26 protein-coding genes and 2 tRNA genes are annotated in these 25,963 nt (G+C 56.9%); 14 read left to right on the top strand and 14 right to left on the bottom strand.

The window, feature by feature from the left end; translation table 11 throughout:
• Window positions 1-13 precede the first annotated feature (13 nt).
• Window positions 14-577, top strand: a complete 564-nt coding sequence (locus EKL15_RS03230; RefSeq protein ID WP_100396521.1) for a GNAT family N-acetyltransferase — start codon at window positions 14-16, stop codon at window positions 575-577.
• The gene (locus EKL15_RS03225) at window positions 564-1,106 is read left to right on the top strand and encodes a hypothetical protein (protein WP_100396560.1); all 543 of its coding nucleotides are present in this window, start codon (window positions 564-566) and stop codon (window positions 1,104-1,106) included. Before EKL15_RS03230 ends, EKL15_RS03225 begins: the two co-directional genes overlap by 14 nt.
• Window positions 1,107-1,234: 128 nt before the next feature.
• On the opposite strand, the gene EKL15_RS03220 is transcribed toward EKL15_RS03225, so the two are convergent.
• A complete protein-coding gene (locus EKL15_RS03220; RefSeq protein ID WP_087762370.1) occupies window positions 1,235-1,537 on the bottom strand; it encodes a putative quinol monooxygenase in 303 nt (100 codons plus the stop codon).
• Between the two features lie 383 nt (window positions 1,538-1,920).
• On the opposite strand from EKL15_RS03220, the gene EKL15_RS03215 reads away from it, so the two are divergent.
• Together EKL15_RS03215 and EKL15_RS03210 are read left to right on the top strand one after the other, a co-directional pair.
• Window positions 1,921-3,234: an MFS transporter gene (locus tag EKL15_RS03215; RefSeq protein ID WP_087762294.1), complete on the top strand. Its 1,314-nt coding sequence runs from the start codon at window positions 1,921-1,923 to the stop codon at window positions 3,232-3,234.
• A gap of 74 nt (window positions 3,235-3,308) precedes the next feature.
• Window positions 3,309-3,812 carry a DedA family protein gene (locus EKL15_RS03210; protein WP_100396520.1) on the top strand — a complete coding sequence of 168 codons (504 nt, stop codon included), beginning with the start codon at window positions 3,309-3,311 and terminating at the stop codon, window positions 3,810-3,812.
• A 220-nt stretch (window positions 3,813-4,032) separates the two neighbouring features.
• Here the strand turns inward: EKL15_RS03210 and EKL15_RS03205 are convergent.
• A tRNA-Lys gene (locus EKL15_RS03205) sits at window positions 4,033-4,108 on the bottom strand.
• 349 nt (window positions 4,109-4,457) lie between these two features.
• Between EKL15_RS03205 and cycA the strand changes: the two genes are divergently transcribed.
• On the top strand, window positions 4,458-5,858 hold the full coding sequence (gene cycA, locus EKL15_RS03200) for a D-serine/D-alanine/glycine transporter (protein ID WP_070913933.1): 1,401 nt from the start codon (window positions 4,458-4,460) through the stop codon (window positions 5,856-5,858).
• Between the two features lie 51 nt (window positions 5,859-5,909).
• Here the strand turns inward: cycA and EKL15_RS03195 are convergent, their stop codons facing one another.
• The gene (locus tag EKL15_RS03195; RefSeq protein WP_203088772.1) at window positions 5,910-6,833 is read right to left on the bottom strand and encodes a DMT family transporter; all 924 of its coding nucleotides are present in this window, start codon (window positions 6,831-6,833) and stop codon (window positions 5,910-5,912) included.
• A 67-nt stretch (window positions 6,834-6,900) separates the two neighbouring features.
• Between EKL15_RS03195 and EKL15_RS03190 the strand changes: the two genes are divergently transcribed.
• The 6 genes from EKL15_RS03190 to EKL15_RS03165 all read left to right on the top strand — a co-directional run bounded on the left by EKL15_RS03190 (window position 6,901) and on the right by EKL15_RS03165 (window position 11,849).
• On the top strand, window positions 6,901-7,476 hold the full coding sequence (locus tag EKL15_RS03190; protein ID WP_060440248.1) for a helix-turn-helix domain-containing protein: 576 nt from the start codon (window positions 6,901-6,903) through the stop codon (window positions 7,474-7,476).
• A 117-nt stretch (window positions 7,477-7,593) separates the two neighbouring features.
• Entirely contained in the window at window positions 7,594-8,064 is a 471-nt protein-coding gene (locus tag EKL15_RS03185; protein ID WP_049272896.1) for a helix-turn-helix domain-containing protein, read from the top strand.
• 86 nt (window positions 8,065-8,150) lie between these two features.
• Window positions 8,151-8,750: an NAD(P)H:quinone oxidoreductase gene (gene wrbA / locus EKL15_RS03180; RefSeq protein WP_049201633.1), complete on the top strand. Its 600-nt coding sequence runs from the start codon at window positions 8,151-8,153 to the stop codon at window positions 8,748-8,750.
• Between the two features lie 236 nt (window positions 8,751-8,986).
• The gene (locus EKL15_RS03175; protein WP_016928271.1) at window positions 8,987-9,301 is read left to right on the top strand and encodes a hypothetical protein; all 315 of its coding nucleotides are present in this window, start codon (window positions 8,987-8,989) and stop codon (window positions 9,299-9,301) included.
• Window positions 9,302-9,435: 134 nt separating this feature from the next.
• The gene (locus EKL15_RS03170) at window positions 9,436-10,896 is read left to right on the top strand and encodes a TrkH family potassium uptake protein (protein ID WP_060419630.1); all 1,461 of its coding nucleotides are present in this window, start codon (window positions 9,436-9,438) and stop codon (window positions 10,894-10,896) included.
• Window positions 10,897-11,048: 152 nt separating this feature from the next.
• Complete coding sequence (locus tag EKL15_RS03165) at window positions 11,049-11,849, top strand: DNA/RNA non-specific endonuclease (RefSeq protein ID WP_038875289.1); 801 nt, start codon at window positions 11,049-11,051, stop codon at window positions 11,847-11,849.
• A 49-nt stretch (window positions 11,850-11,898) separates the two neighbouring features.
• On the opposite strand, the gene EKL15_RS03160 is transcribed toward EKL15_RS03165, so the two are convergent.
• Both EKL15_RS03160 and EKL15_RS03155 read right to left on the bottom strand, forming a co-directional pair.
• Window positions 11,899-14,979 carry a MexW/MexI family multidrug efflux RND transporter permease subunit gene (locus tag EKL15_RS03160; protein ID WP_203088770.1) on the bottom strand — a complete coding sequence of 1,027 codons (3,081 nt, stop codon included), beginning with the start codon at window positions 14,977-14,979 and terminating at the stop codon, window positions 11,899-11,901.
• A gap of 10 nt (window positions 14,980-14,989) precedes the next feature.
• Window positions 14,990-16,075, bottom strand: a complete 1,086-nt coding sequence (locus EKL15_RS03155; protein ID WP_060440252.1) for an efflux RND transporter periplasmic adaptor subunit — start codon at window positions 16,073-16,075, stop codon at window positions 14,990-14,992.
• A gap of 145 nt (window positions 16,076-16,220) precedes the next feature.
• Here EKL15_RS03155 and soxR point away from each other — a divergent pair, with 145 nt between their 5' ends.
• Window positions 16,221-16,685, top strand: a complete 465-nt coding sequence (soxR, locus tag EKL15_RS03150) for a redox-sensitive transcriptional activator SoxR (RefSeq protein WP_100396517.1) — start codon at window positions 16,221-16,223, stop codon at window positions 16,683-16,685.
• Window positions 16,686-16,738: 53 nt separating this feature from the next.
• Here soxR and EKL15_RS03145 read toward each other — a convergent pair whose 3' ends face one another.
• The 8 genes from EKL15_RS03145 to EKL15_RS03110 all read right to left on the bottom strand — a co-directional run bounded on the left by EKL15_RS03145 (window position 16,739) and on the right by EKL15_RS03110 (window position 24,280).
• Complete coding sequence (locus tag EKL15_RS03145) at window positions 16,739-17,260, bottom strand: helix-turn-helix transcriptional regulator (RefSeq protein ID WP_089185781.1); 522 nt, start codon at window positions 17,258-17,260, stop codon at window positions 16,739-16,741.
• Between the two features lie 82 nt (window positions 17,261-17,342).
• Window positions 17,343-17,867 carry a hypothetical protein gene (locus tag EKL15_RS03140; protein WP_145958023.1) on the bottom strand — a complete coding sequence of 175 codons (525 nt, stop codon included), beginning with the start codon at window positions 17,865-17,867 and terminating at the stop codon, window positions 17,343-17,345.
• A 135-nt stretch (window positions 17,868-18,002) separates the two neighbouring features.
• Window positions 18,003-19,067 carry a fimbrial protein gene (locus EKL15_RS03135; RefSeq protein WP_084826470.1) on the bottom strand — a complete coding sequence of 355 codons (1,065 nt, stop codon included), beginning with the start codon at window positions 19,065-19,067 and terminating at the stop codon, window positions 18,003-18,005.
• 15 nt (window positions 19,068-19,082) lie between these two features.
• Window positions 19,083-21,578 carry a fimbria/pilus outer membrane usher protein gene (locus tag EKL15_RS03130; RefSeq protein ID WP_100396516.1) on the bottom strand — a complete coding sequence of 832 codons (2,496 nt, stop codon included), beginning with the start codon at window positions 21,576-21,578 and terminating at the stop codon, window positions 19,083-19,085.
• Window positions 21,579-21,592: 14 nt separating this feature from the next.
• Window positions 21,593-22,288, bottom strand: coding sequence for a molecular chaperone (locus tag EKL15_RS03125; RefSeq protein ID WP_100396515.1), 696 nt, complete (start codon window positions 22,286-22,288; stop codon window positions 21,593-21,595).
• A 48-nt stretch (window positions 22,289-22,336) separates the two neighbouring features.
• Window positions 22,337-22,933 carry a fimbrial protein gene (locus EKL15_RS03120; RefSeq protein WP_369803984.1) on the bottom strand — a complete coding sequence of 199 codons (597 nt, stop codon included), beginning with the start codon at window positions 22,931-22,933 and terminating at the stop codon, window positions 22,337-22,339.
• A gap of 818 nt (window positions 22,934-23,751) precedes the next feature.
• Window positions 23,752-23,964 (bottom strand): hypothetical protein, encoded by a 213-nt coding sequence (locus EKL15_RS03115; protein ID WP_060419649.1) that lies wholly within the window; start codon window positions 23,962-23,964, stop codon window positions 23,752-23,754.
• A 228-nt stretch (window positions 23,965-24,192) separates the two neighbouring features.
• Window positions 24,193-24,280: transfer RNA gene (locus EKL15_RS03110), tRNA-Ser, on the bottom strand.
• A gap of 226 nt (window positions 24,281-24,506) precedes the next feature.
• Between EKL15_RS03110 and yccA the strand changes: the two genes are divergently transcribed.
• Both yccA and tusE read left to right on the top strand, forming a co-directional pair.
• The gene (gene yccA / locus EKL15_RS03105; RefSeq protein WP_004928091.1) at window positions 24,507-25,166 is read left to right on the top strand and encodes an FtsH protease modulator YccA; all 660 of its coding nucleotides are present in this window, start codon (window positions 24,507-24,509) and stop codon (window positions 25,164-25,166) included.
• A gap of 111 nt (window positions 25,167-25,277) precedes the next feature.
• Window positions 25,278-25,607, top strand: a complete 330-nt coding sequence (gene tusE, locus EKL15_RS03100) for a sulfurtransferase TusE (RefSeq protein WP_100396514.1) — start codon at window positions 25,278-25,280, stop codon at window positions 25,605-25,607.
• Window positions 25,608-25,641: 34 nt separating this feature from the next.
• Here tusE and yccX read toward each other — a convergent pair whose 3' ends face one another.
• Window positions 25,642-25,920 (bottom strand): acylphosphatase, encoded by a 279-nt coding sequence (gene yccX, locus EKL15_RS03095; RefSeq protein WP_100396513.1) that lies wholly within the window; start codon window positions 25,918-25,920, stop codon window positions 25,642-25,644.
• Between the last annotated feature and the right edge of the window lie 43 nt (window positions 25,921-25,963).

The raw sequence follows: 25,963 nt of genomic DNA, 5'->3' as shown, positions 1-25,963 counted from the left end.
ATAAGGAAAAACAATGCGCCCTTTGCCTCTGCTGACCCCCAGGCTGATCCTGCGCCCGTTCACGGCCGACGATCTGCCCCACTTTACCGCCTACCGCAGCCACCCGGACGTGGCGCGCTATCAAAGCTGGAGCGACTACGGCGCCGCCGATGCGCAGGCCTTTTTCGAACGGCAGCGGCGGCTCGAGTTCAACCGTGACGACAGCTGGTTTCAACTGGCAGTCGAGCGCCGTGAGGACGGCGCGTTGCTCGGCGATGTCGCGGTGCATTTCTTCGATGCGGGGCGCCAGGCTGAACTGGGCGTGACCTTCGCGCCCAGCTATCAGCGGCAAGGGATGGCACACGAGGCGCTGAACGCCGTCATCGCCCTGCTGTTCGGGCCGCTGGCGAAGCACCGCATTACCGCAGTGGTGGACGCCCGTAATCTTGGCGCCGCCGCGCTGTTCGGCAAGCTGGGTTTTCGGCGCGAGGCCCATTGGCGGCAAAACGTGTTTTTTAAAGGCGCGTGGGGCGACGAATTCGGTTTCGCTCTGCTGCAAAGCGAATGGCGGGAGAATGCAAAGCATGGCGCTGCTTAATAAATACCTTGGGCAATACCAGTTCTCGGAGCGGCATGCCATCACCATCGCCGCACCGCCGGCCCGGATACTGGCGGCCGTGGCCGCTTACGATCCCAAGCACGATCGCTTCTTCCGCAGCATGATAGCGCTGCGCGAATTGCCCGCGCGACTGATGCCACGCGATAAGCCCGGCCAGCCGCCGTTTGGCCTGCATAACTTTTGCCTGCTTGAGCAAGATGACAACGCGTTGGTCTATGGCCTGATCGGCCGATTTTGGCAGGCTGAATACGGTCTGGAGCATGTCGCTGACGGGGCGGGCTTTCTGGCCTTCGCTCAGCCCGGCGTCGCCAAACTGGCGTTGGGTTACGTCGTGACCCCTTTGCCGAGCGGCCACTGCCGCCTGGTAACGGAAACGCGCATCTTCTGCCCCGACGACGCCAGCCGACGGCGGTTCACCCCCTACTGGTATACTATTCGCCTGGTGAGCGGGTTGATACGGCGCCGTATGTTGCACGCCATCAAAACCGCCAGCGAAGCCCCCACCTAATACATTCATTTAGTGAATGCGTTTAGGAGCATTCTCAGAGCATGCCTCAAGTAATAAGGTTATTTTTTAACCACTACAAAATGCATTGAGAAGCCATTAGCCCCGCCCCCCTGCGGGGCTTTTTTCATCTAGTCATCGTTCACCTCGGGAAATGCCTGCATAAACAGGAAGGTGCAAGGCTTGCGCTGATAGTGGTTGATCTGCGGTACCAGCCGGGTGAAATGCTCAGTCTGGCAATGCACATCCAGGGCGGCGCGATCCGGCCAGCTTTCGATAAAAATAAAATGCCCGGGGTCCTGCTGGTCGATGCACAGTTCATAACTGATGCACAGCGGTTCTTGACGGGTTTTCTCCACCAGCTCGCGATACCATGGCATAACGGTTTCAATGTGTTCCGGCTGGATAAAATCTTCAGCGATGACCTTCAGCATGTTGCGCTCCTGCATTCTGTTTTGCCGTGCCTCACCTTATCGTCCTCACTCCCGAGATGAAAGCACCCTACTCCAGGCCTACCGCCGGGTTGCCAATTCGGTGATAGCGCACACAGATCTCGATCAAAGCGCTTGAACCTACCCTGGCCCTGTGTGAACTTCCGGTTAACAAAAAAGCAACACACCATTTACCATGGTGATGTCTGCACCACCCTGCCGACCCGATACGCGGCGTTTTTTTCGCCCTCAAAGGCCTGACCATTAGTCCTTTAGACCTTTAAGGATCGCGAAGAAAAACCGGGGTTACCGTCGTGTTGAGGGCAACGGCATCAGGACGGTCCTGTGACCGACGTTTGTCATTCTCAGAAGAGAGGTTAACGCCAGTGAATCACACCACCTATGCCGCTCCTGCGCTCAACGTCGCCATTCGTAAAACCTGGCGCAGGCTGGTGCCATTGATGTTCGCCATGTACTTTATCGCCTTTATCGACAGGGTTAACGTCGGCTTTGCCAAGGACGCGATGGCCATCGATATCGCGCTGTCGCAATCCGCCTTCGCATTGGGTGCCGGGATATTTTTTGCCGCCTATGCGCTGTTCGGCATCCCGGCCAACCTGCTGATGAATCGCTGGGGCGCCAAACGCTGGCTCAGCGCCACCACTGCGCTGTGGGGGGCGCTGTCGGCCTGCACCGGGCTGGTGACCAACGAACAACAGTTTATCGTCCTGCGGTTTCTACTGGGGATCGCCGAGGCCGGGTTTTACCCCGGCATCCTGCTGCTCGCGTCGATCTATTTTCCCAATAAGGTGCGCGCCTCGGTCATTGGCATTTTCGTGCTCGGCGTGCCGGCGGCCCTGACGCTCGGCTCCCCGCTGTCGGGGGCATTGCTGGAGATGCACGGCGTGCTGGGTAAGCCCGGCTGGTTCTGGATGTTCGTGCTGGAAGGGTTGCCGGCCGTCGCCCTCGGCGTCTTCGCCTTTTTCTATCTCGACGATAGCCCGCAGCAGGCCCGCTTTCTGACTGAGGAAGAACGCACGGCGCTGGTCGCACAGTTGGCCGCCGAACAGCAGCAGACCGAAACCAGCAGCGTCAAAGCAGCGATGAGAAGCGGCAAAGTTTGGCATCTGGCGTTGATCTACGGCACCCTGCAGATCGGCGTGTACGGCCTGATGTTTTTCCTGCCTTCGCAGGTCGCCTCGCTGATGGGCACCCATCTCGGCTTCAAGGCCTCGCTGGTGGCCGCCATTCCCTGGGCGTTCTCTGCGCTGGGCGTCTATTTCCTGCCGCGCTTTGCCGACAGAAACACCGCCAGAAGACTACCGATCGCCGTCGCCTGCATGGTCGCGGCGGCGTTAGGGCTGGTGGTCTCTTCCTATGCCGGTCCTTTGCTCGCTATCGCCGCCCTGAGCTGTTGTGCAGTCAGTTTCCTGGCGGTACAGCCGATTTTCTGGACGTTTCCCGCTCAGGTGCTTACCGGCCCGGCGCTGGCGGCCGGCATCGGCTTTTGCACCACGCTCGGCGCGGCGTTCAGCTTTTTAGCCCCGCTTATCCGCACCGAGGCGGAACAGCGTTTTCACAGCCCGCATGCCGGGCCGCTGGTGCTGGCCGCCTTTGCACTGCTGTGCGCCGCGCTGTTGTGGGCGCTCAAAAACCGGCGCGCCGACGTGAGCAAGCAAGACGCAAAGATTGCCGGATAGCGGCGCGTTATTTAGCCATTATTGAACCTGCGGATGGGACACTGGCATTCAGCCCCCTCGCCCACAGGTGTTAAATGGATGAATTGACGCACATTATCGCCAAATACACCCCGGAGCCGGAGATGTTGCTGCTGCTGATTTTCCTGTTTGCGCTGGGTAAATCCGTGATCTTCGTTTCCTCCGTCCTGCCGCCCGCCTCGGTCACGCTGCTGATGGGCATCGTTGCGGGCAAGCACGCGCTGCCTGTCAGCGCCGTTTGGGCGGCCATCACCCTCGGGGCCGCGCTGGGATCGATCTTGTCGTTCCACTGCGGCGCGCTGCTATGCCGCCGCGATCTTGGCAGCCGGCTACCGGCGCGTTTTCATGCGCCGCTGCACAAAGCCCAGCGTGCCCTGCAAAAGCGCGGGTTGCCATTGCTGTTCGCCTCGCGTTTTCTGGCGGTAATGCGCTATACCGTACCGCTGATGGCCGGCATGCTGAAGCTGCCGCTGGGGCGCGTCTATGCCACCGCCGCACTCTCGGCCGCCGCCTGGGCGCTGATCTTGATGTCGGCTGCGCATTTATTCCCCGCATCTTGACCTGAAAGATTCTTGGGCAAATGACCGCCCCATGCGCCGACGTTGCGCCAGCGCACAGCCTCTCTTGCCGTATAAACTGCCGTGCAACACCTCAGTTTGCGCCAGATCACCTTTCTGAACATCAGTCGAAAAATGCGAATTTTTTTGCAGAATGCGCGCTTAAAACGGCGCAATGCGGGAAGAAACGGAGAAAAGCCTGGGCGTAACACGCTGATTTGGTTGGTGGGTCGTACAGGGTTCGAACCTGTGACCCATTGATTAAGAGTCAACTGCTCTACCGACGGAGCTAACGACCCAACGAGATAAATTGTCCTCCTCGCCAATGCCGCTGTCAAACGCTTACACTCATTACTTTTTCTCATGCGAATTTTACAACCCTTTGTTTAATCAACGAGATAAGCCGCATAAGGTCTATTAATCCCACCTTTTGAAGAGTAATCTTCCGCTCCCTGAACGTCCGATTTGCCTCCTCCGTGTAAAGATTGATCGACTTTTATCCCGCGTATAAATGTTGTAAACATGTTGCACAAAGGTGGCGTTATTGCACTACCTTACTAAAGCCGGGCCAACCGGATAAATGTATAAAAAAGAGCCACTTCAGAGCTCGCGACTTCACTAATGACAGGTAAAACAGGACATCATCAGATGGTAGATCACTCTAAAATAGCGACTGACGCGACGCCCGCTTCAGAAGATCATCTACGGCGAAACCTCACTAACCGACATATTCAACTGATCGCCATCGGCGGCGCCATCGGCACCGGTCTGTTTATGGGCTCAGGTAAAACCATCAGCCTGGCCGGCCCTTCGATCATCTTCGTGTACATGATCATCGGCTTTATGCTGTTCTTCGTGATGCGCGCCATGGGCGAGCTGCTGCTGTCCAATCTGGAATACAAATCGTTCAGCGATTTCGCTGCGGATCTGCTCGGCCCGTGGGCCGGTTTCTTCACCGGCTGGACCTACTGGTTCTGCTGGGTGGTCACCGGCATCGCCGACGTCGTAGCGATTACCGCCTACGCCCAGTTCTGGTTCCCCGGGCTGTCGCAATGGATCGCTTCGCTGCTGTGCGTGCTGTTGCTGCTCGGCCTTAACCTGGCGACGGTGAAGATGTTCGGCGAAATGGAATTCTGGTTTGCGATGATCAAAATCGTCGCCATCGTCGGGCTGATCGTCGCCGGGCTGGTGATGATCGCCATGCAGTTCCAGTCGCCGACCGGCACCGTGGCCTCATTCACCCATCTGTGGAATGATGGCGGCATGTTCCCGAAAGGCATCAGCGGCTTCTTCGCCGGCTTCCAGATTGCGGTATTCGCCTTCGTCGGCATTGAGCTGGTGGGCACCACCGCCGCAGAAACCAAGGATCCGGAGAAATCGCTGCCGCGCGCCATCAACTCGATTCCGATCCGCATCATCATGTTCTACGTGTTCTCCCTGATCGTCATCATGTCGGTGACGCCGTGGAGCTCCGTGGTGCCGGACAAGAGCCCGTTCGTTGAACTGTTCGTGCTGATCGGCCTGCCTGCCGCGGCCAGCGTGATCAACTTCGTGGTGCTGACCTCCGCCGCCTCCTCCGCCAACAGCGGCGTGTTCTCCACCAGCCGCATGCTGTTCGGATTGGCGCAGGAGGGCGACGCGCCAAAATCGTTCGCCACTCTGTCCAAGCGCGCGGTGCCGGCCAACGGCCTCACCTTCTCCTGCATCTGCCTGCTGGGTGGCGTGGTGCTGATTTACCTGATCCCGAACGTGATGACGGTCTTCACCCTGGTGACCACCGTATCGGCGATTCTGTTCATGTTCGTCTGGACCATCATCCTGTGCTCGTATCTGGTCTACCGTAAACAGCGCCCGGCGCTGCACCAGAAATCGATCTACAAGATGCCGGCCGGCAAACTGATGTGCTGGGTATGCATGGCGTTCTTCGTGTTCGTGCTGGTGCTGCTGTCGCTGCGCGAAGACACCCGCCAGGCGTTGATCGTCACCCCGCTGTGGTTCATCGTGCTCGGTCTGTCTTACGTGTTCCTGCGCAAGAAGAAAACCGCGTGATGCAAAAAGGGGCGGATATCTCCGCCCCTTTCTTCTTTCTAAGCCTCCGCGCTAATCCGCTTCCGTCGCCACCGCCGCTTTATCCTTGCGCCGCACGCGCAGCTCGCTGACCACCACCCCAATCACGATCAACGCCCCCCCCAATAACGCCACGCCCGGCAAACGCTCGCCGGCCAACCGCCCGACGATGCCGGCCCAGACCGGTTCGCCGGCGTAAATCACCGTGGCCCGCGTCGGCGAAACGCTGCGCTGTGCCCAGTTCATGGTCAACTGAATCAAGGCGCTGGCCAGCCCCAGCCCAATGGCGCTGTACAGCAGATAATCCGAATACGGCGGCGGCGACTCGCCGGTCGGCGCCATCATTAAAAATGAGGTCAGCGAGGCGGTCGCCAGCTGCACGATGGTCACCCGGCGGATATTCACCTTACCGGCGAAGGCGCCGATCAGAATGATCTCTGCCGCCATCCCCAGGGTACCGGCCAGCGTCAGAATTTCGCCGAGGCTCAGCGTCATGTCGGTGCTGCTCGGCGCCGCCAGCAGCATCAGGCCGGTAAAGGCCAACAGAATGCCGATCCACGACATGATGCCGGGGAACCGCCCCAGCACCAGCCATTGCAACAGTGGCACGATCGGCACGTACATAGCGGTGATAAACGCCGATTGGCTGCTGGTGATAGTCTGCAGGCCGACGGTTTGCATACTGTAACCAAACATAATCGCCAGCCCAATCAGCCCGCCCGCCTTCAGTTCATACAGGGTCAGGCCGCGCAACACGCGCAGCGAAAACAGGGTCAGCGCCAGCGTAGCGGTGGCGAAACGCAGGCCGACGAAAAAGAACGGCCCGCTGACCTGCATCGCGTGATGCACCGCCAAAAAGGTGCCGCCCCAGATCATGGTGATGAAAATCAATACCGCTTCCGGCAGCCTGATTTGCGGAACCATGGTGGAAATAAAGGATTTTTTTGCTGCTGACACCGGCTTGCCCTTCCTGCTGAGTGCAATATAATGCACAGATCCTGCCAGTATGAGATAAAGTCCGGCGATGAGCAATACGGCGCATAACGCAAAAACCGATCCCCCCAAGGTGCTGCAGTACCTGAGCAGCAATCTGCGCGGCTACCGCCAACAGGCGGGCCTGAGCCAAATGGCGCTGGCCGAGCTTTCCGGCGTCAGCCGTCGCATGTTGGCGGGCATCGAGGCCGGCGATCGCAACGTCAGCCTGGCCGTGCTCGACAAGATCGCCGCCGCCCTGGCGATTTCCTTTACCGATCTGATCCAGGCGCCGGAGGCGCGCGGCAGCCATATGGTCGGGGAATTGGCCTGGCAAGGCGCGCAGCCGGGCAGCCAGGCGCTGTTCGCCGCCAGCGTACCGGCGCGGCAGCGGGCCGAGCTGTGGGAATGGACGCTGATGCCGGGCGAGCGCTATGACTCTGCGCCGGACGCCGAAGGCTGGAGCGAAATGATCTACGTGATTGCCGGTACCCTGACGCTGGAGCTGGAACAAGATACGCTGACGCTCACCGCCGGCGCCGCGCAAACCTTCAACAGCGATCAACGCTACGCTTACGCCAACCACGGCGACCTGCCCCTGCGTTTTATCCGCAACGTCGCCTTCTGACCGCCCACCGGCCCGCACCGGCGGCGGATGTCGTGTCGCTGTCGTGCCGCTGTCGTGGCGCCGCCACCGCGCTCGCCCTACACTGAATGACAGTGACAGCGAACTCAGGAGTGCACCATGCAAAAGTACCGCATCAGGCCATTACGTCTGGAAAAAGGCTGGTCGCAGGAGCAGCTGGCGACGATCGCCGGCCTCAGCACCCGCACCGTCCAGCGGATTGAAAACGGTGAACAGGCCAGCCTGGAAACCTTGACCGCGATCGCTGCCGCGCTGGGCGTGCAGGTCAGCGATCTCAATGCGCAGCCGCAACAGGCAATGGAGGAGGAGACGCCTGACGAACAGCGCATTCGTCGCCAGGTCGCGGCAGAAGGCAAACTGCTGAGCATGGCGGTGCGTTTCGCCGTGATTGGCGTGATGTTGTTCGCCATCAACTGGTTTACCCATCCGCAATATCTCTGGTCGCTGTGGGCTATCGGCGGCATGAGCCTCGCGCTGGTCATGCGGGCGGTTCGTACCCTGCTGCTGCGCAATGTCTTCAGCCGCTGGCAGGAACAGCGGCTGGCGCACAAGCTGCGGCGCTTGCCCTGAATCCGCCATTCGACAAAACCAAATTCGTCATTCGCTTCTATGCTTATCAAGGGTTTTTGTTAATCATCTGAGCGGGAGTTCGGAACATGACGAAAGTGTTGGTGCTTTATTACTCAATGTACGGCCATATCGAACACCTGGCGCAGGCGGTGGCCGAAGGCGCGAATCGGGTTAACGGCGTGGACGTGACGATTAAACGCGTGCCGGAAACCATGACGCCGGAGGCCTTTGCCAAAGCAGGGGGCAAACAACATCAGCAGGCGCCGGTCGCCAGCCCGCAGGAGCTGGCGGACTATGACGGCATTATCTTCGGCACGCCGACCCGCTTCGGCAATATGGCCGGGCAGATGCGCACCTTCCTCGATCAGACCGGCGGCCTGTGGGCTTCCGGCGCGTTGTACGGCAAGGTAGGCAGCGTCTTCTCTTCCACCGGCACCGGCGGCGGCCAGGAACACACCATCAGTTCCACCTGGACCACGCTGGCGCACCACGGTTTCATCATCGTGCCGATCGGCTATGCCACGCCAGAGCTGTTTGACGTTTCGCAGGTACGCGGCGGCACCCCGTATGGCGCCACCACCATCGCCGGCGCCGACGGTTCGCGGCAACCGAGCAACGAAGAGTTGACCATTGCCCGCTATCAGGGCGAGCACGTGGCAAAAATCACCGCCAAGCTGAAAAGTTAAGCACCCTCCTGCGCCTGTGATTCAAAGGGCCGCGCATTCGCACGGCCCCATCTTGTTGCCGACCCGCCGCAAGGTTAGAATGCCCCTCCCCCGGCCATTCAGCGTCTGAAGGCCAGGCCCGAATTCGTTCTGCCCGTCGCTTGTCAGCCTTAGGCGCGAGGACGGGCGTTCTGTTTTTTGCGCACAGCGAAGGGAATAAGTCAGTGTCTAAAGATTTTGATGAACTAATAAGAGACATGGATCTTATTATTGAAAATGTAGACAGCTTCAAGGCTCTGGCTCCGCGCGCGCCCGAGCCGGCTCCGGCCCCGCCGCCGCCGGTTCATCACTACGATTCGTTCTGCGAGAACATCGCGCTGAAAGTGGTCTTGAAGGTGCTGCTGTCTTCGGTGGACAAGATAGTCAAGGTGCAAATCGCCAACAAGGTCGAGCAAGAGATCGCCCAGATTGAACAGCAGGTGGTGCGCGCCGGCGGCGGCCCGGTGTCGCCGGACGATCTGGCGCAAATGACGCACTATGTGCGCCGCACGGTCAACGACCTGCTGGAATAACGTCTTCCCCGGCAGGCTCACCGGCCATATTTATTCGGCGATATGAATTTTTACGCTATTTTTATATCGCCTGCTTTATGCTTGATACACTTCAATAAATTGACACATTGTCGGCAGGCATTCCGAGCAACAGCATGGTCAGAACCAAACAAATCCTGGTCGTCATTCATCTTTGCAGCTTTTTGGTCCTTCTTTACAGCCTTTCGATGATCCCGCCCCTGCTGATGGGCCTGTTGTATAAAGAAAAAAGCGCCTTCTCATTCTTCTATACCCTGGTCGTGGCCGCCACGCTCGGCGGATTGGGCTGGTTCAGCACCCGCCAGTCGAAAGTGCAGTTGCGCACTCAGGACGGCTTTCTGATCATCGTGATGTTTTGGCTGCTGTTTTCCGCGATCAGCGCCCTGCCGCTGTGGCTGGATGATACGCTGAACGTCCGGCTGGTCGACGCGATGTTTGAGGGGGTCTCCGGCATCACCACCACCGGCGCCTCGGTACTGAATGACGTCTCGAACGTACCCAAATCGGTCCTCTACTACCGTTCCCAGCTCAATTTTATCGGCGGCCTCGGGGTTATCGTGTTGGCGGTCGCCGTGCTGCCGCTGCTGGGCATCGGCGGCGCCAAACTTTACCAGTCGGAAATGCCCGGCCCGTTCAAGGAGGAACGCCTGACGCCACGCCTGGCCGATACCTCGAAAAACCTGTGGTTGATCTACCTTGGGCTGGGGTTGGCCTGTACCGTCGCCTTTCGTCTGGCGGGCATGCCGTGGTTCGATGCGTTATGCCACGGCATTTCCACCGTTTCGCTCGGCGGATTTTCCACCCGCAACGAAAGCCTGGGGTACTACGACAGTTCAGCAGTGGAAATGGTCGGCGGCATTTTCTCTATTCTGGCGGCGGTGAACTTCACGCTCTATTTCGTGGCCGTCGGCCGCCGCAGCCTGAAACCGCTGTACCGCAGCCCCGAGCTGCGCTTTTTCCTGTTGATTCTGGCCATCGTCGTGGCGATCGTGTGTATCGAGCTGTACCGTTCAGGCATGTACGGCGCCAAAGACGCCTTCGTGCACGGCTTTTTCCTCACCAGCTCGATGATGACCGACAACGGCCTGGCGATTGCCGATTACACCCGGATCCCGTCCCATACCATCATGCTGCTGCTGGCGGCGAGTTTCTTCGGCGGCTGCGTCGGCTCCACCTGCGGCGGCATTAAAGCACTGCGTTTTCTGATCATGTACAAGCAAAGCCGGCTCGAGATCAACCAGCTGGTCCATCCCAACGCCATGTATACCATCAAGGTCGGCAATGCACCGATCCAGGATCGAACGCTGCGCTCCGTTTGGAGCTTCTTCTTTCTCTATGTGCTGTTCACCTGCTTGTTTATCTGGCTGCTGAATCTGATGGGCTATGATCTGGTCACCGCCTTCGCCACCGTCGCCGCCTGCATCAACAATATGGGGCTGGGGTACGGAGAAACCGCCGCCGGTTTCGGCACGTTGAACGATGCGGCGAAATGGCTGATGTGCGCCGCCATGCTGCTCGGCCGCCTCGAGATCTATCCGATGCTGATCCTTTGTTCACGCGCATTTTGGCGTTTTTGATCGGCCAAGCGGCGTGTAAGGCGCCGTTCCGCTCTGCTAACGCTGACACATTCGCAACATGAATATGTTGCATTGTTGTATTCGTTTCACTGCGATAAGTTTAATTTACTGTAAATATATACAGTATTTTTTAACTTATTGAGGATATGAATATGCGCTTTAACAACAAGATGTTGGCCCTGGCCGCCCTGCTGTTCGCCGTACAGGCGTCGGCCGACACGCTCGAATCCATCGACAACTGCGCGGTCGGCTGCCCGACCGGCGGCAGCAGCAACGTGTCGATCGTGCGTCATGCTTATACGTTGAACAACAACAGCACCACCAAGTTCGCCAACTGGGTGGCCTATCACATCACCAAAGACACGCCGGCCAGCGGCAAGACGCGCAACTGGAAAACCGACCCGGCGCTCAATCCGGCGGATACCCTGGCGCCCGCCGATTACACCGGTGCCAATGCGGCGTTGAAGGTCGATCGCGGCCATCAGGCGCCGTTGGCCTCGCTGGCGGGCGTTTCCGACTGGGAATCGCTGAACTACCTGTCCAACATCACGCCGCAAAAGTCCGATCTTAACCAGGGCGCCTGGGCGCGGCTGGAAGATCAGGAACGCAAGCTGATCGATCGCGCCGATATCTCCTCGGTCTATACCGTGACCGGGCCGCTGTATGAACGCGATATGGGCAAACTGCCGGGCACCCAGAAAGCGCACACCATCCCCAGCGCCTACTGGAAGGTGATTTTCATCAACAACAGCCCGGCGGTAAACCACTATGCCGCCTTCCTGTTCGATCAGAACACGCCGAAGGGCGCCGATTTCTGCCAATTCCGCGTGACGGTGGACGAGATCGAGAAGCGTACCGGCCTGATCATCTGGGCCGGTCTGCCGGACGACGTACAGGCCTCGCTGAAGAGCAAGCCCGGCGTCCTGCCGGAGCTGATGGGCTGCAAAAACTGACGAAAAAACCCGCCTCGGCGGGTTTATTTTTCATTCGGGCGCCGGCGGTTTATTCCGTCAGCGCCTTTTGCGCGGCGGCCAACTCACGCTGCCGGGGCGACGCCACCGCGTGATCGCGCGCCAACAGTGTGTACACCGTCGGCAGCACAAACAGGGTGAACAGCGTGCCCACCAGCATGCCGGACACGATCACCAGCCCCAGACCGAAGCGGCTGGCGGCGCCGGCGCCGCTGGCGAACAGCAGCGGGATCAAGCCGAACACCATCGCCCCGGTGGTCATCAGCACCGGCCGCAGGCGAATTTGCGCCGCCTGCAAAATCGCGGCGCGCCGCGTCAACCCCTGATGCATCTGCAGTTCGTTGGCGAACTCCACCATCAGAATACCGTGCTTGCTAATCAGCCCGATCAGGGTCACCAGCCCGACCTGGGTATAAATATTCATCGTGGCGTAACCCAGCGCCAGCGGCAATAAGGCGCCGCAGATCGACAGCGGCACGGTGATGAGGATGATCAGCGGATCCTTCAGGCTCTCATACTGCGCCGCCAGCACCAGGTAGATGATCACCAACGCCGCCAAGAACGCGAACGCCAGCGCGCTGCCTTCCTGGGTATATTGGCGCGAATCCCCCTGCCAGTCGTGGCTAAATTCGGCCGGCAGCGCATTGGCCTGCCGCTCGAGGAAGGCGACCGCTTCGCCCATCGAAACGCCGGGGGCGGGGATGGCCTGCAGGGTGGCGGCGTTCTGCTGGTTAAACTGGGTCAGCTTGTTCGGCTCGACCTTAACGGCCACCGACACCACGGTGGAGAGCGGCACCAGCGTATTGTCCTGCGTGCGAACGTACTGCCGCGCCAGCGCCTGCGGCGTCAGCCGCTGTTCACGCAGGCTCTGCGGGATCACGTCATAGGCGCGCCCGTCCATGCCGAAGCGGTTGAGGTAGTTCTCCCCCACCAGCACCGCCAGCGATTCGCCGATGTCGCTCATGCGTATCCCGAGGCTGTTGGCCTTGGCGCGGTCGATATGCACCTCCGCCAGCGGGTTGTTGTAGTCCAGATCGCTGTCCACCACCATAAACAGGCCGCTGTTTCTGGCATTCTGCTTCACCTCTTCCAGGGTGCGATACAGCTGCGGGTAGTCCTGCGGCGTGCGCAGCACCATCTGCACCGGCAGCCCGCCGGTGGAGCCCGGCAGCGCGGGCAGTTGGAAGGCGAAAATGCTGGTGCCTTCGACGTCGTTCACCGCCCGTTGCAGATCGGCCTGCACCGTCGACGCCGAGCGCTGGCGCGCCTGCCACAGCGTCAGGTTGATGCCGCCGATGCCGGACGCGGTGCCGTCGCTGCCGTTGATGATCCAGCGGCTTTCGGTTTCCGGCATGCGGTTGTAAACCTCGTCCAGCTTGTACGCAAAACGCTCGACATAGTTCAGGTTGGCGTGCTGTGGCGCCTTGATGGCGGTCAGTACGATGGCCTGATCCTCGGTCGGCGCCAGCTCGCGCTGCGGCATCAGGTACAGCAGCGGCAGGCTGATCATCACCAGCAGAGCCAGCACGCCGGTCACCCAACGGTGGTGCAGCGAGAAATCCAGCGCGCGCGCATAGCGCCGCGTCAGGCCGCCGAAGAACCACTCGGCGGCGCGCGCCACGCGCCCTTCGCTCTGTTTGGCCGGCAGTAGAAGAGAACTCATTACCGGCGACAGCGTCAGCGCGACTACGCCGGATACCACCACCGCGCCGGCTAGCGTCAGCGCGAACTCGCGAAACAGCGCGCCGGTCAGCCCGCCCATCAGGCCGATCGGCGCGTAGACCGCCGCCAGCGTCAGGGTCATGGCGATCACCGGCCCCGCCACTTCGCGCGCGCCGATCATCGCCGCCGCCAGCGGCGTTTTCCCCTCTTCGATATGGCGATGCACGTTCTCCACCACCACAATGGCGTCGTCCACCACCAGACCGATCGCCAAAACCATCGCCAGCAGCGTCAGCAAATTGACGCTGAAGCCGAAGGCCAGCATCAGCCCGGCGGCGCCAAGGATCGACAGCGGAATGGTCACCACCGGGATCAGCACGGTGCGCAGCGATCCCAGACACAGGTAGATCACCGCCACCACGATCGCCAGCGCTTCGAGCAGGGTATGCACCACTTCATCGATCGAGGCCTGGATAAAGCGTGCGGTTTCGAACGCCAGCGCCATCTTCACGCCCGGCGGCTGCATCTTGTCAATTGCCGGCATCAGGTGACGAATGCCGTCGACGATCACCAGCGGGTTGCCGGTCGGCGTGGGGAAGACGCCGAGAAACACCGCCGGTTCGCCATCCATCAGCGCGCTGGTTTCCGTGGCTGCGGCGCCCAGCTCCACGGTGCCGACGTCTTTCAGGCGCACCAGGCCGTTGCCGTCGTTGCGCACCACCAGGTTACGGAACTCCTCCACGCTGGTGAGATCGGTATTCACCCGCACGTTGGCAACCACATACTGCCCTTTCACCTTGCCCGGCGCCGCCTGGTAATTGTTGCGCCGCACCGCGTCGGCCACGTCGGCGGCGGTCAGGCCGCGGCCGGCCAGCCGATCGCTGTCCAGCCACAGGCGCATCGCCATTTTTTGCCCGCCGAACACTTCCACCTTGGCGACGCCGTCGATAGTGGTGAACATCGGCTCCACCACCCGCGTCAGGTATTCGCTCAGCGCCGGCGTGGACAGCGTTTTACTGGAAAAGCCGACATAGGCGACGGCGGTAGCTTCACCGGCGGAGCGCTCAATCACCGGATCGTAAGCCTGCTCCGGCAGCTTATAGCGCACCTGGTTGACCTTGGCCATCACTTCAGTCAAGGCCTGGGTCGAATCGCGGTTCAGCGCCATGCGCACCGTCACCACGCTGCGCCCCTGCACCGACGAGGATGAAAGGTAGTCAACGCCCTCGACGGACGACACCGCCTGGGCGATCGGCTGCGTGACAAAGCCCTGCATCAGCTCGGACGACGCACCGGGATAGTCGGTGCTGATGGTGATGGTGGAGTTTTCCAACAGCGGGTATTGACGGATCGGCAGTTGGCTGAGCGCCAGCGCGCCGAACAGCAGGATCAGGGTGCTGACCACCAGCGCCAGCACCGGCCGGCGCACGAACAGATCGGTAAATGTCATCGGTCTCTCCTCAAGAACCAGCCTGGGCGGCGTTCAACGTATCCTGCGCCACCGGCTCGGCCGCCATGCCGTCGCTCAGCTTGAGCTGGCCCGAGGTCACCACCCGATCGCCTTCCTGCAGGCCGCTGACGATCTCGACGCGCCCGTCGTTGCGCTCACCCACGGCGACCGAAACGCGTTTGACCGTCATGCCCTTTTCACCCTGCTGCGCCAGGAACACGGTATCGCCGTAGGCCGTGTAGGTCAGCGCCGTTTCCGGCACCGTCAACACCGCCACGCGCTGCTGCTGCGTGACGCGAATGCCGGCGTACATGCCGGCCTTCAGCAACCCCTGGCGGTTGGTCAACGTCGCCTGCACCTGCACGGTGCGGGATTTGCCGATCATCGGGTCGATAGCGGTAATGGCGGCAGGGAAAGCGCGATCGGGATACGCCCCAACCTGCACCGACACCGCCTGCCCCAGCGCCAGCCCGGCGCTGCTTTGTTCGTCCAGCGAGAAGTTGACGCGCAGCGTATCGGCGTCCACCAGGTTCGCCACCGCGTCGGCGGCGTTGAGGTATTGCCCTTCATGCACGCGGCGAATGCCGATGGTGCCGGCGAACGGCGCGCGGATCGCCTTTTGCGCGATTTTGGCCTGCGTTTCCTGCACCGCACCGAGCGCCATATCCCGTTCGGCCAGCGCATCGTCCAGCTGTTGCCGCGCGGTGGCGTTGAGGTTCATCAGCTTGCGCATGCGCGCCAACAGCAGATCGGCATTGCGCAATTGCGCCTGCAGGCGCACCAGCTCAGCCTGCTCGACCGCATCGTTGAGCTGCACCAGCAGTTGCCCCTGCCGCACCGTTTGGCCGGATTCGAACAGAATGCGCGTGATGCGGCCGCTGGTCTCCGCCGCCACAGCCACCTGGCTGGCCGCCTCCAGCTCGCCCACGCCGGCGTAACTGCGCGCCGCCTGTTCACGCAGGGCGGGCGCCAGCGCCACTTTCACCGGCGGATAGGCCGGCGCGCCTTCGTTTTGCCGCGCGGTGGATCGCATCGCAACGGCGGCGACGGCGAGCGCCGCCAGCAGCGCGGCAATAATGAGGTATCGTTTCATCATGTAACGGTTTCTTCCTGATTTTACAGCCAAAGCCATCCTTCCCCCGACGCAGCGCAGGCAGGTGACGAGAGATGCCGGTTGCCAAGCCTGGCTGGCTGCACTATAAAACCTCAGGTTAACTTGAGGTCAAGCTGAGGAACGTGGAATGACAAGAAATGAACCGATTGACACCTATCGGCTATTGACCGTGGGGGAAGTGGCGAAGCGCAGCGGCGTGACGGTATCCGCGCTGCACTTTTACGAAAGCAAGGGGCTGATTCAGGCAACGCGCAACGCCGGTAACCAGCGCCGCTACACGCCGGTGGTGTTGCGCTACATCGCGGTGATCAAAATCGCGCAAAGCGCGGGCATTCCGCTGGAGGAGATCCGCGCCACGCTGGGCCGCTTTCCTGCCGGCAGCAAGCTGACCGCCGAACAATGGGGAATTTTGTCCTCCGCCTGGCGCAAAACGCTGGATGAGCGCATTCAGCGGCTGACGGTGCTGCGCGACCATCTCGACAGCTGCATCGGCTGCGGCTGCCTGTCGCTCACCGACTGCCCGCTGCGCAACCCAAACGATATTTTGGGCCAACAGGGCGCCGGCGCGCATATTTTCGAACGCCCAGGCTAACACGGGTGAACAGGTGTTCTTCCTGCGGCCCAACGCTCCCTGTGGGATAGCGATTAAACTCGCTCATCCGCAGCCAAAATGAACTGATGAAAACGTTCAATCTCCAGCTTACGCATGGCATTCATTTTATGTTGGCTGACGGTTTTCTCGGAAATGCCTAATGCTTTGGCAATACGAGTATTGGGTTTTCCCGCCAACAGCATGGCCAATACCGCAATCTCTCTCGACGACAGACGCTGCCCTTTGGCGCTTGCAACAAACGACGTGATGGCCTCCGTGAACGCGACCAACCCGATGTTTTTTTTTAGGCAATTAAAATTCGAGAGGCGCGGCGTTTCCACACCGGTCAGCACGATAGCATGGTCAGGTCTGTCTATAATATGCGACAAAAAATTCATAATCCGGCAGATAGAAGAAAAAGAAACAATAACCATATCCGCATGACAATAAACGGCATGCATTCTACCACCGGCGGGTGAATAGAGATTAATGACCTCAATACCCTCAAAAGGTATCAAGAGCTGCGACATCCCATAAAATAAATAGTAATCGTCGGAAAAAATAGCCACTTGCATAAAGTCATTCCGTTGCCATTCGTGATGGGCCGTTTTTTAGACAGCCCATGAAAGCGATGTTAGTTAATCGGTGTTGGTTAACTTACTTCAGAGAAGTACATAATGAGCTCAACAACCCGGACAACGATGAAAGATAAAAATCATCCAGATACATAACACCTTCTTCACTGTATTTTACATTATTCTCTAAAATTTCATGAATACCCTCTACCGCACATACGGCATCCTTCCAGACGACACGCTGGCCAAATGGCGAAATACCTAGATATTGCGCATTCTGGCGGAATCCAACGACGAAATCGTGCAGTATATCGAGAATGATCAGCACCTCCCCCCTACTTATACTTTGTTTTAATTGGACTTTATCAAAAAATACGCGAAGTGTGTTCTGTAAGGAGAATAGGTTTTTGAACAAACCTCCGGCGATGTCCTTCGGTGTTTTCACACTGGTTGATATGACAAAAGGAAGTTCACCGTGCTGCGAAATATATTGATAGAGTCCATTTATCGCCGTCGTCGGTTTAATATCCAAACCGCGAAGAATTACGTCAACCTCATCTTTTAGCGACTTTTCCACCTTAACACCGATCTGGATTTGTTCCGTCATACAGTTCATCCTCAACATAGAGATCCTGATTAAAAACCAATATTATTCAAATAATAATATTTGCCATCAATTACCATGTTAAGATTTTTCTTATTCGTATCAACCTGTTTTTTATTATTAAAAATAACAGAAGATTTATTTATATATAATATTAAGCGTGGCGGATGTGTTAATCGTCCCGCTGCTCAGGGTAACCTTGTCGTAAGGATAATAATAGGCCGCCATGCCGATGGAAAATTGCGCATCTAACGCATTACCGACGCCAACATGAAATAATGATGTCGCCGAGCCTTGTACCGTGTTGGAAAGCGCTAACATAACGGGCGCATCTGGTGTTTTAGCATTCACCAGTCGAATACCTACACCTCTCGCCGCCCCAGCACTCTTATCAATCAAAACTGAATTATCCGATGACAGCAGGTTGTTGCTGGATAAAAACATATTGATATCACGATCGGTCTTCCCGTCATTTTGTCGATTCTGACAGCTGAAATTGAGCGTAAAAGGCGTCAGCCCATTTTGCACGCCCTGAGTTATCTGGGACACTCCCAGCGTCGGCAGTTTCACCGCCAAGCCGGCGTTGTCGAAAGAACAGGTCGTCATTTTAGGCGCATATTTGATAGTCATCGGCTGCCCGTACATGTCGCGCTGATCGTAAGGCCAGTTGAAACCGTTGAGCAGCCAGGTCAAAATCTTCAGCAACTGCTTGGCCGGCCATAAAATGATCTCCAGCAACGACATTCCGCTCAGATCGGTCACGAACATCACGTCCTTAAGGCTGACGGTATCGCCGGGTATCGATGTGCCTGTCTTGCTGACCAGACTGAAGCGAATATTCATCGGCTCATTCAATTCCGAGGCGTTGTGCGTTCCCCAGCCACTGAGTTTCTTGTTAGCGACATCGTTGATTATCTCTGCGCGCACCCAATACTTTCCATTACTGAACCCCAGAATGGTCGCTTTCGAGCTATCGGTTGACAGGATCCGGGTATAGCCGAATTCGCTGCTTGAGGTTGAACAGCTAAATGAACCACTGTATTGCGTATAAAAACTGCCTTCCCAGACCGGTGTCTTGGCGCTGAGCTTATCTGACAAGTCGACGTAGATAGGCGGCGCATATTGGATGCCGTTGCCGTAACATGAAGCGTAACTGTAACCGCTGAACACTAAGGACAGCGTCAGTGCGAGTATCCTGAGCATGGTGTAATTATCCTTTTATCGACAAATGTTGGCTGCGCTGTCCATCGAGATTTGCGGGCGTTCAATCTTGCAGATACCGTCATTCAGCCTGACTTCCAGCGACGTGGGTTGCTGTTCCACACGCAGATACAGGACGCTGGCCTGCCCGACGAAGCCAATGGCATGTCCGCTTTGATCCGCCACCTCCGCACCAAATGGCAAGGGGACATCGCCATGTTTAAAGGCGCGAAGCGTATAAGGCCGACGCTGATCGGTTTCGAATCTCAAATAGTTGACGGCGCCGGCATAAGGCACGCTGTTGGCGATATTGCCGACGATCTCCGCCCCGGAGCTATTGCCGGAATCCGACAACGTTACGGAGTTTTGCCGGTAAGGCGTCGCGTACGGCACCAAAGCCAATCCCTCGTCGTTAGTGACAATACTTTCGTCACCGTTCACCATCAGCCCTTTGGCTTTAGGCGCGTCCACCACCATCATGGTGTTACCCATTTCGTTTGACGCCAGCAAATGCCAAGGGATCGCCACCAGGCTGCCGCGGGCGCTCATACCCAATTGTCGATAGTCAGAGGATTCGCTGTAGGAGCCGCCGACGGTCGTCGCGTTGGTGCGATAGGCAGCATTCACACTCGCCATGCTGTTGCCACCGCTTTGATTACTGCCGGCAAGCGCATAACTCAGTCGGTTCGATTCCAGCGCATTACCGCTCAGGCTCAGCGTGCTTTGTTGATAATGTGAATCGGTAGCCGACAAGCCGGTGCTGAGATAGGCATTATTGTCGAATATCGACAGCGGCACGCTTAGCGAAAGATAAAATCGCGTCTCCTCTTTTCGATCGGAGTTTCTTACCCTGCTGGCGGAAACGTTATAGCTGATACGTTCAAAGGCGTTTGAATACCCCAGTTGATATTCCCGGCTTTTATTAGTATCCGACCAGTAATCACGCTGGGTGCCGGAAAAATACAGCGTTCCCCATCCCTCACCGAGCCGTTGATTAAGGTTCAGATTGAAGGTATTGCGCGGACGAGCGGCGCGAACGGCATCCCAAGTATTCAAATCCAGCGGTGTAAGCTCATCGTCATCTTGGCTGTTCCAGTAGTCATGGAAGCGTTTGTCGCGTTCTCGGTAACCTTGATGGGTATAGATGGCATCGTTGAAACTGTAATAACCTTTAGTCGAATAACGGTAAGCGGCCAGCGTGAAGTTGGTCGCGGTGGCATCCAGAAATTTGCTGTAGGCAATGCGGAAACTCTGCCCATCCTCTGTGCGATCCTGCAAAGACGTCGAGGCTTGAGTCACATCGACGGATACCGCGCCGATCGGCAAGTTCCAGCCACTGCCGAGCAGCCAGGCGCGGTAATCCTCACTGAGGATCGTGCCGGCATAACCGGTGACCAGATTATTGAATCCATACTGCAGCGTGCCCTGAACGAAAGCAGGAGAGTAGTCGGTATTTGCCTGATTGACTTTACCGGCAACCAGGCCGTATTTGCTGACGCCCTGCTTCAACATATTGGGTACGGCGGAAAACGGCACGGTAAAGGACTGCTCTCGCCCGTTAGCTTCCTTGACCACCACCAGCAGATCACCCGCGGAGCCGGTAGGCAAGATGTTGTCCAACGTAAAGGCGCCCGGCGGGACGTTCTCCTGATAGATAAGGTTGCCGTTTTGTAGCACTTTCACCAAGGCGTTGCTCTGTGCGACACCCCGCACTATCGGAGAAAACCCCTGCTGTGAATTGGGTCGCATATTGATGTCAGACGCTAAGGCGCCGCCCCGAACCCGGATAGAGTCGAACAAATCGCCCGGCGAGTAAAAATCGCCCATGGTCAAGTTTGATTTGATGGCAGCGAAGCCACGCTGCACATAGCGAGTATTATTTTGCCAATCGCTACCTTGCCGAGAACTGCTACGGAAATTGCTGCTGTCTCTGAATTGCCAGCCCGCAAGGTTGAATCCAGACTCCAGGCCGGTATAAAAATCGTCCGCAGACGCTTGATCGCCCTGCAACGATTGCACGTGGTAATAGGTCGCGTTATAAGCCAACAACAGCGCCGGTACGCCACGATCCCAAAACTTGGCATCAACATAGCCGGCTTCTGCGCGAATGACTCGCGACTGGGGCACTGTCAACTTCAGGCTAAGCGTTGCCACTTCAAAATCGAAACGCCCCCCTTGCACCAACTTATCAATGGGAATAAGGTCGTTGTCCACAACGGCGGGCAATGCGTCCAGATCGATGCCCAATAAAGCGGCATCGCGACCGGCAATGCGGATATCGCCTTGGTGCTCGCCGAACAGCAACGAGAATCGGCCTTTCCAGCTTTGGTTGACATAAACGTCGACAGTCTGGGTTCCCGCCGGCATATCATTGTTGAGGTAAAAGCGCGACAGGTCTGACTCGCGGGATGCCCCTGCCAATAAAGAGGTGTCAAATTTCATTGCCGATGCTTTATTCGGCGAGATGAATGCAGATACGGTCAGTATCGAAAGCAATTTTATTTTAAGCTTCATTGCTATTATTCACGTTAGCGGGCAGTAATGGCTTTGGATTTATAAGCCCCCAGGTCATCGATATACAGCAGGGTATAAGGGACGTTTCGGCTCACTCCAGACTTCGTCGCGGCAAATAGGCTGGAAAATGGCGCGACCATCACTGAATCGACCAACAGGTTTTTCTTGCCCTTCCGATCAACATTGGCCAACGTAAAAAAATAAGGGCTTTTGTTGATAACCTTAAATCCCGCTCCTGCCGCCTGTAACTCAATAAAATCCGTAATGGCATTAGCGTTGCTGCTTAACCCTGCCGGACGATAAAATAACTTGATACGCGATTTTATGGCTAACTGCAGCGTATTGACCCCCTGCAAATTCTCCGGCGTAGGTGGAATATCTAACACATTCAAATAAAATACAGACTCACGATCGCCAGGAAGCGCGGCACCCATTTTCTGTATGCGCAATTGCTGGCCATTATTTCCAGCCACTTTCACCACCGGTGGAGATAACAAGAACGGTACGTTTGCCGTCTCAGGCGTCGAGTTTATATCACCGTCATCAATCCATGCCTGCACGAGCGCCGGATCGTTACCGTTGTTCACCAACTGAACGATAACATCTTTGTTTTTTTCGGGATAAATAACACGTGTTCCATTAATTACAATATTGGCATCGGCGAAAAAGCTGCTGAAAAATAGCCCAACAAAGATTAAGCATTGTTTCATAGTCACCTCAGAAGCCAGGCCTCTGGCACAGGCCTGGCTTAATTGCGATTACAGGTAAGAAATGGTGTAAGTCACGTTGGAGCTCAATTCCCCTACTTTCGCCGCAGTCACATTGGTCTTGTAGTAATAGACGTCCAGCGTCAGCGTTTCGGCATCTGGCGCCGTTTTATCGCCTTTGATCTTGGTGACATAAGGTACGTTCAACGGAATCGGCGTGGATGAACCCGGCTCGGCAAGAGAGAAACCGACGTTTTTCGCTACGGCGGCGTCGCTTTCATTAACAGAGCTGTTTAACAGATATTTTCCGTCGGTAGAGATATTATTCGCCGAAGAGAAGTAGATCTTCAGCTTCGAATCCGCTTCCGATGCCGCCGGCTTACAGCCGGAGAACGTCAATGAGAAAGTTTTCTTGTTTTTGGGTATTGGCCCGACGACGGTGCCCGCATCAGTGACGGAAATAGGGCTGAGCGCAACGGTAAAGTCAGCGCTTTTTCCACCGTTGATGGTACAAGTGGTATCCGTCACGGCACCGCTAAACGAAATAACGCCACCGGCAGAATTATCTGCCGCCGTTGCGCTCACAGAAGTTAACGCGGCAGCCAATACCGCCAAAGAGATACCTTGCTTAATCATAATAAACTCCATTACTTTCTTCGCTGAAAGAGCATATATAAAACGACCTATACCATTAAACCGTTCAGAGGCTAACGAAGCTTAGACAATAGCAGAGCATTGACAGCATCCTGCCATCTCAAAGTTTATATTTGAAGGTATATGCTTATATATATCCAAGTGTATTTAAAAATATATCCAGCAATGGGAAAAATCTCATTCATCGCCAGACGCAGAACATATTAATTCCAAAGGCAAAAAGATTGCAACATCGAATCAAATAATTTTCACAACAATAAAAAAATGAATCAGGCAATAGATGGGAAGCTACGCATCATAAAAGAGTGGGCATGGTATGCATGCATACTACTCAGGTTAAATGAGTACACCCATTTTTTCATGAAGTATGATGTGAGATAAAAACAAAAAACCATTGAAAATAAAAAGAAAAATACACAGGAGAAAATCTTAAATTTCTTAATTAACCCTCTTAGCGCCCACGCAGGGTTAGCTTATTTCTACCTTAAAAATTATCTGGCCTACCGATATAGGAGTAGGACAAAAACGCGATACCATCTACGTTTGGGTATCTATACATATCAAGAATAATCCCCATTATTCCCTCTATCAGCCGATGAGGCTAAACGCGTCAGACTGAAATATATCTTTTGTTATAAATACAAAGCCATCTTTGAAGTATATTTTTTAATATACCGAGAGATAAATCACGCCAATAAAACGCTATAGGGGCTGATCAATGCTGGGTAGAGAAAAACTCAGAAAGAGAAAGGGCAGGAATAAAAAACCCGAACGCACTGGCTCGGGTTTATAGAAAGACAGGCATTTGACGCTCAGAGCTGTTTTTCAGCCCGAACGATGCCATGGTTTTTCATCACCTCTTCCATGGTGAGGTTCTCATCATACGGCTTATCGTCCACCACGACGTCTTGCGGGCGCACATAGGGTTTGGTCGCGCGTTTGAACATCCACCACCACACGAACACCAGGAAAGCGCCGGACTTCAAAAATATCATGGTCCATAGGGCGACTTGATACCAGTTCATCTCTGTCTCCATAAGAGCATTAAGCGAAATTGATAAGGTGGCGTTGATTATCACCCCGGCGGCGCCTGGCAGCAGCAGGCATCCGGGCAGCCAACCTTGATGACCGCATAATCTCACCGATGCGTGGCCCTTATCAATAGCCGATCGCGTTTCCTGCAAAAGCGCCCCAGTTTCTGAGCACGCAAAAGCAAAAAACCCCGTGCTCAGAGAGCACGGGGTCAGAATGTATGGCGGAGGAGCAGAGATTCGAACTCTGGAACGGTTTCCCGTCGACGGTTTTCAAGACCGTTGCCTTCAGCCACTCGGCCACCCCTCCGCAACGACGCGCACTATAAACAGACCTCATTCGCTTGTAAAGCCCAAGCGCGTTCAACCGCGCGAAAAATCGGCGAAGGCGCAGCAAACGGCGAACAAACGCGCACCTCCCCCCGCTGTTGCCGTAATGATAACTAAGGGTAAAGATTGGTAAACAAACTTTAATCAAGCGCTTGCGCTGCCTATTATCGGGATTATTTTGTGATGGCTTGATAAGAGAGAGCATTATGGACCGCATTGTCGTCTCATCTTCTTCGCGCGACTCGCTGCTCAGCACGCATAAAGTCCTGCGCAACACCTATTTCCTGTTATCCCTGACCCTGGCCTTCTCAGCCCTGACCGCAACCGCCAGCACGATGCTGGGTCTGCCGGCTCCGGGTCTGCTGCTGATGCTGGTCGGTTTCTATGGCCTGATGTTCCTGACCCATAAACTGGCCAACAGCCCGGCGGGCATTCTGGCGGCGTTCGCGCTGACCGGTTTCATGGGATACGCCCTTGGCCCAATCCTCAGCTCGTTCCTGAACGCCGGCGCGGGCGACCTGATCATGCTGGCGCTGGGCGGTACCGCAGCCGTCTTCTTCTGCTGCTCGGCGTACGTGCTGACCACCCGTAAAGACATGTCGTTCCTGTCCGGCATGATGATGGCCGGTTTTGTGGTGCTGCTGGTGGCGGTGATCGCCAACCTGTTCCTGCAGATCCCTGCCCTGCACCTGGCTATCAGCGCGCTGTTCATCCTGTTCTCTGCCGGCGCGATCCTGTGGGAAACCAGCAACATCATTCACGGCGGCGAGACCAACTACATTCGCGCCACCGTTAGCCTGTACGTGTCGCTCTACAACATGTTCATCAGCCTGTTGAGCATTCTGGGCTTCGCCCGCAGCAACTGATCGCACGTTACGCATGCCTTCCTGGCCCCGCTCCGGCGGGGCTTTGTTTTTTGCGGCCGAAAAAATTTGCTAAACTGGCGGCCGTTCCGAATTATCCGTTATCGAGGCAGTATGTTGGAGTTTGAAGGTCAGGTTATCGACACTGACGCGCAGGGCTATCTGAAAAACAGCGCCGACTGGCATGAAGGACTGGCGCCACTGCTGGCGGCACAGGAAGAGATCGTGCTCACCGAAGCACACTGGGAAGTGGTGCGCTTCGTGCGCAACTTCTATCAGGAATTTAACACCTCCCCGGCGATTCGCATGCTGGTCAAGGCCATGGCGCAAAAATACGGCGAAGAAAAAGGCAACAGCCGCTATCTGTATCGCCTGTTCCCGAAGGGGCCGGCTAAACAAGCCACCAAGATCGCCGGATTGCCGAAACCGGTAAAATGCATCTGACCGCTCCGCCCGCAGCGCCGCTGCAGCCCGGCATTCAATAGCGAATGCCAAACCCGGCGTAATCGACCACGCCCTGCGGCTCCACCAGCACGCGTTCGACGCGCGCGCTGCGCGGGCCGCCCTGTTTCAACCACGCCACCAGCTTGTCTACCTGCGCCTGCGTGCCGCAGGCCACCACCTGAACGCTGCCGTCATCAAGGTTACGCGCATAGCCGGTCACCCCCAGCGCCTCGGCCTGCCGCCGTGTGGAATAGCGGAACCCGACCCCCTGCACCACGCCATACACATACGCAGCTATGCAAACTTGTGTCATAATCGCCCCCTTATTCAGTTTTCGTTATGGCATTGCCGTGCTT

Source organism: Serratia sp. 4542 (genome assembly GCF_016805595.1).
Taxonomy (GTDB): Bacteria; Pseudomonadota; Gammaproteobacteria; order Enterobacterales; family Enterobacteriaceae; genus Serratia; species Serratia nevei.
This window is presented reverse-complemented; position numbering and strand designations above follow the sequence as displayed.